Origin of the sequence: Leifsonia sp., assembly GCF_051955155.1 — a bacterium.
Lineage (GTDB): Bacteria > Actinomycetota > Actinomycetes > Actinomycetales > Microbacteriaceae > Leifsonia.
Genome location: NZ_JBQCGZ010000044.1, coordinates 1 through 3,958 on the forward strand (window position 1 = coordinate 1; position 3,958 = coordinate 3,958).

General features: G+C 71.5%; 5 protein-coding genes. All 5 read left to right on the plus strand.

Annotated elements, in window-relative coordinates; translation table 11 throughout:
- Nucleotides 1-138 precede the first annotated feature (138 nt).
- On the plus strand, nt 139-957 hold the full coding sequence (locus tag ACTHMF_RS04450) for an ABC transporter permease (protein WP_440316461.1): 819 nt from the start codon (nt 139-141) through the stop codon (nt 955-957).
- Nucleotides 957-1,778, plus strand: coding sequence for an ABC transporter permease (locus tag ACTHMF_RS04455; protein WP_314146083.1), 822 nt, complete (start codon nt 957-959; stop codon nt 1,776-1,778). The genes ACTHMF_RS04450 and ACTHMF_RS04455 overlap by 1 nt, the downstream gene beginning before the upstream one ends.
- An 11-nt stretch (nt 1,779-1,789) precedes the next feature.
- Nucleotides 1,790-2,836: an ABC transporter ATP-binding protein gene (locus tag ACTHMF_RS04460; protein WP_440316463.1), complete on the plus strand. Its 1,047-nt coding sequence runs from the start codon at nt 1,790-1,792 to the stop codon at nt 2,834-2,836.
- Nucleotides 2,833-3,534: a glycerophosphodiester phosphodiesterase gene (locus ACTHMF_RS04465; RefSeq protein WP_440316464.1), complete on the plus strand. Its 702-nt coding sequence runs from the start codon at nt 2,833-2,835 to the stop codon at nt 3,532-3,534. The genes ACTHMF_RS04460 and ACTHMF_RS04465 overlap by 4 nt, the downstream gene beginning before the upstream one ends.
- Nucleotides 3,531-3,958 (plus strand): inositol monophosphatase family protein (locus ACTHMF_RS04470; protein WP_440316465.1); only part of this gene is annotated, 428 nt, incomplete at its 3' end. The genes ACTHMF_RS04465 and ACTHMF_RS04470, both read left to right, overlap by 4 nt.

The following is a 3,958-nucleotide window of genomic DNA, read 5'->3' on the forward strand; positions in this document are numbered from 1 at the left end:
TGCTGTCTGCGTGAGCCCCCCACCCCCCCCGGGCTGTGAACCCCGGGGGCCGCGGGCCCCCCGCCGCGGGAGTTCGCGGCCGCGGCGGGCTTCGCGCTCGCCCTGCCGCCGGTCGTCGTCATCGCGCTCTTCGTCGGCGTGCCCGTGGTGCTCGCGCTCGCTTTCAGTGTCGGCTTCACCGGCGGGCTGAACTCGGTCGTCGCGGCCGTCGGCCAGAATGTCCACCGCGCCGACGGCGCCGTCCCGACGTTCGCCGCGTACGGCGACGTGTTCACCACCCCGGCGTTCTGGCAGGACCTCGCGCTCACCCTCGGCGTCACCATCGCCAGCACAGCCATCGTGGTTGTCCTGGCCGGTGGCATCGGGCTCTTCCTGCGCCTCCGCGGCGGCTGGCTCGCACGCCTGCTGTCGGGTGTGGCGATCGTGCCGTTGTTCATCCCCGTGGTGATCGCGTCCTGGGCGATCCTGACGTTCTATTCGGCCGACGGCTTCCTGCGCAGCCTCTTCGCCCAGGTCGGTGTGGAGGCGCCGGTGTGGTCGTACACGGCGGTCGCGATCGTGATCGGCTCGGCCTGGACCTCCCTGCCGTTCGCCGTGCTCATGATCGCCTCCGGCCTGCAGTCCGTTCCCGATGCCCTGATCGAGGCGGCCAGGGATGCGGGCGCGGGCACCGTGCGGATCGTGCGAACGATCCTGCTGCCGATGAGCGCCGTGCCGATCGTCATCGCGGTCACCTTCACCGCCATCGGCGTGATCGGCTCGTACACCGTTCCGTACTTCACCGGCCCGAACGCGCCGACCATGCTCGGCGTCGCGCTCACCAGCTACTTCACGGCGTACAACCAGCCGCAGCAGTCCCTCGTGATGGCGTTCGTCGTCTTCCTCGCCGCGGCGGGCATCGGCGCGCTCTACGTCTGGGCGAACTTCCGCAGCGCCCGCCGCGAGGGGAGGATCTGATGCCGCGACCCGTCTCCGTCGCCCTGCGCACCGCGGGAGCCGTGGCCTTCGCGCTCGTGCTGCTCGTCTTCGTGCTGGGGCCGCTCGTCTGGCTCGGCGCGCACGCCTTCGCCGACCGCTGGACGTACCCGAACCTCCTCCCCGACTCGTGGACTCTGCGCTGGTGGCAGACGGTGTTCAGCGATCAGGCCCTCGGCTCCTCCATCCAGAACTCGCTGCTGATCACTCCGCTTGTCGTGCTCGTCTCCGCCGTGGTGTGCCTGCCCGCCGCGTACGCGTTCGCGCGGTTCGAGTTCCCCGGCCGCAGGCTGTTCCTGATCGGGCTGTTCGCCACCAACGCCTTCCCGCGGATGGGCCTCTTCGCCACCCTGGCCTCCCTCTATTACGCGCTCGGTCTGATGAACACCATCGCCGGCATCGTGATCGTGCAGCTGCTGGGCACCGTCGTCTTCATGACCTGGATCCCCGCCGCGGCGTTCTCGGCGGTGCCCCGCTCGCTCGAGGAGGCGGCGCGCGACGCCGGGGCTTCGCGCGCGCGTGTGTTCTTCACGGTGACGCTGCGGCTCGCGCTGCCGGGCATCCTGGTCGGCGCCGTCATGGCGTTCCTTGCCGCATTCGACGAGGCGCAGGGCACGTACCTGGTCGGCGCACCGGACATCCTCACGATGCCGACCGAGATGTACAGCCTCGTCCTCAACTTCCCCAAGCAGGTCGCGGCCGTGTTCTCGATCCTGCTCGCCATCCCCTCGGTTGTCCTGCTGCTCGCCGTGCGCAAGCACGTGATGGGCGGCCAGCTGGCCGAGGGTTTCCAGCTCAGATGAAGGAGCGCTCCATGTCCTCCCCCACTCCCGACGGGCCGGCCGGCGACGGCGGTCTGCGCCTGACCGCCCTGCGCAAGACGCTTGGCGGCCGCAGCATCATCGACGACCTCGACCTGACCGTGCAGCGTGGCGAGCTCGTCTCGCTGCTCGGCCCCTCCGGCTGCGGCAAGACCACGACCCTGCGGATGATCGCCGGTTTCCTCTCCCCCGACTCCGGCCGCGTCACGATGGCCGGCCGCGACGTCACGCGCCTCGGGCCGGATAAGCGGCCGAGCGCGATGGTGTTCCAGAACTACGCGCTCTGGCCGCACATGACCGTGGCCAAGAACGTCGCGTACCCGCTGCGCCTGCGCCGGCTGCCGCGCGCGGAGGTCGCCGAGCGCGTCGAGCGGATGCTCGGCCTGGTCAACCTCCTGCACCACCGGGACTCCCGGCCCTCGCAGATCTCCGGCGGCGAGCAGCAGCGCGTCGCCCTGGCGCGCGCGCTCGTACAGGAGCCGGACGTCCTCCTGCTCGACGAGCCGCTCAGCAACCTCGACGCCAAGCTGCGCGTCAAGGTCAGGGAAGACATCCGCGACCTCCAGCAGCGGCTCGGGATCACCACCGTCATCGTCACGCACGACCAGGAGGAGGCGCTGTCGATCTCGGACCGCGTCGCCGTCATGAACGCGGGCCGCATCGAGCAGTTCTCGACGCCGGCCGAGCTGTACGCCCGCCCGGAGACCGAGTTCGTCGCCACGTTCATCGGCTCCCTCAACCGCTTCGACGGCGACTTCGACGGCGTGCGCATCGTCGACGGCCCCGGCGTCGTCGGCGTGCGTCCGGAGAGCGTCACGTTCACCACCACGCCGCGGCCCGGCGCCCTGCGCGCGACCGTCGAGCGGGTCGTCCCGCACGGCCACTTCCACGAGCTGCGGCTGCGCCGCGACGATGTGACGCTCGCGGCCTACGCGTCCGGGCCGCCCCCGCGGCCGGGCGCCGTCGGCTTCGCCGCCATCGAGTCGGCCCTGATCTACCGCGACGGCCACCTGGTGCCGCGCGAGGCGGTGCCGGAATGATCGCGCGCGCATCCGCCCACCGCGGAGATTCGTCCGTGTTCCGCGAGAACACGCTCCCCGCCGTCCGTTCCGCCATCGCCAAAGGCGCGGAGATCGTCGAGATCGACGTCCGGCTCACCGCCGACGGCGAGGTCGTCGTGCTGCACGACCCGACACTCGAACGGCTCTGGGGCGACCCCAGGGCCATCGACGCCGTCGACGCCGCCGAGCTGGCCGCGTTCGGCGGACCCGACGAGCGGCCGCCCCTGCTCTCGGACGTGCTCCCGCTCTTCGACGGCGTCGGGAGCCGGCTGGTGATCGACATGGACGAGGCACGGTTCGCCGGGCCGGCGCACGCTGTCGCATCCGCATTCACGGCCGCCACCGGCACGACCGTCGACTGGTGCGGCGACCTCGACGGGATGCGTGTGCTGCGCGGCCTGGACGCCTCCGCGCGGCTGTGGCTGCCCTGGCGGCTGCTGCGCGTGCCGACGGCCGCGGAGCTGGCCGAGCTGGACCCGGTGACGGTCAACGTACCGTTCCCGATCGCCGACGAGGCGTTCGTCGATGGTGTCCACGAGCTCGGCCTGACCGTGACCGCGTGGACGCTCGACGAGCCGGACGACCTCGCCCGCGCTCTCGCCCTCGGCGTCGACACCATCACGACGAACCGGCTGGACCGGCTGCTGACCATGCGCGCGGGGGCGGTGTCGCTGTGACGCCGGAGGACGTGACCGCCGCCCATGCACTCGCGCTCGAGCTGGGCGCCTGGGCGGTGCAGCACACCAGAACCCATCCCGTGACGACGGTCACCACCAAGGCCGATCCGGCCGATCTGGTCACCGACCTGGACCGCTCGATCGAGAAGTACGTGCGCGAACGGGTCCGCGACCATTTCCCCGACCACGCCTTCGTCGGCGAGGAATTCGGAGGCGAAGCCGCGCCGGGGCGCCCCACCTGGTATCTGGACCCGGTGGACGGCACCACGAACCTCGCCAACGGAGTGCCGTGGACGGCGTTCTCACTCGCGCTCGCCGTCGACGACCGCCCGCTCGTCGCCGTCGTCGCGGACCCCTGGCAGGACACGCTCTTCGACGCCGTCGCCGGGGAAGGCGCCCGCCGAGACGGCGTACAGCTGACGAT

Coding starts and splice junctions, on each gene's coding strand:
- ACTHMF_RS04455 (WP_314146083.1), top strand. CDS start 957: ATGCCGCGACCCGTCTCCGTCGCCCTGCGCACCGCGGGAGCCGTGGCC.
- ACTHMF_RS04460 (WP_440316463.1), top strand. CDS start 1,790: ATGTCCTCCCCCACTCCCGACGGGCCGGCCGGCGACGGCGGTCTGCGC.
- ACTHMF_RS04465 (WP_440316464.1), top strand. CDS start 2,833: ATGATCGCGCGCGCATCCGCCCACCGCGGAGATTCGTCCGTGTTCCGC.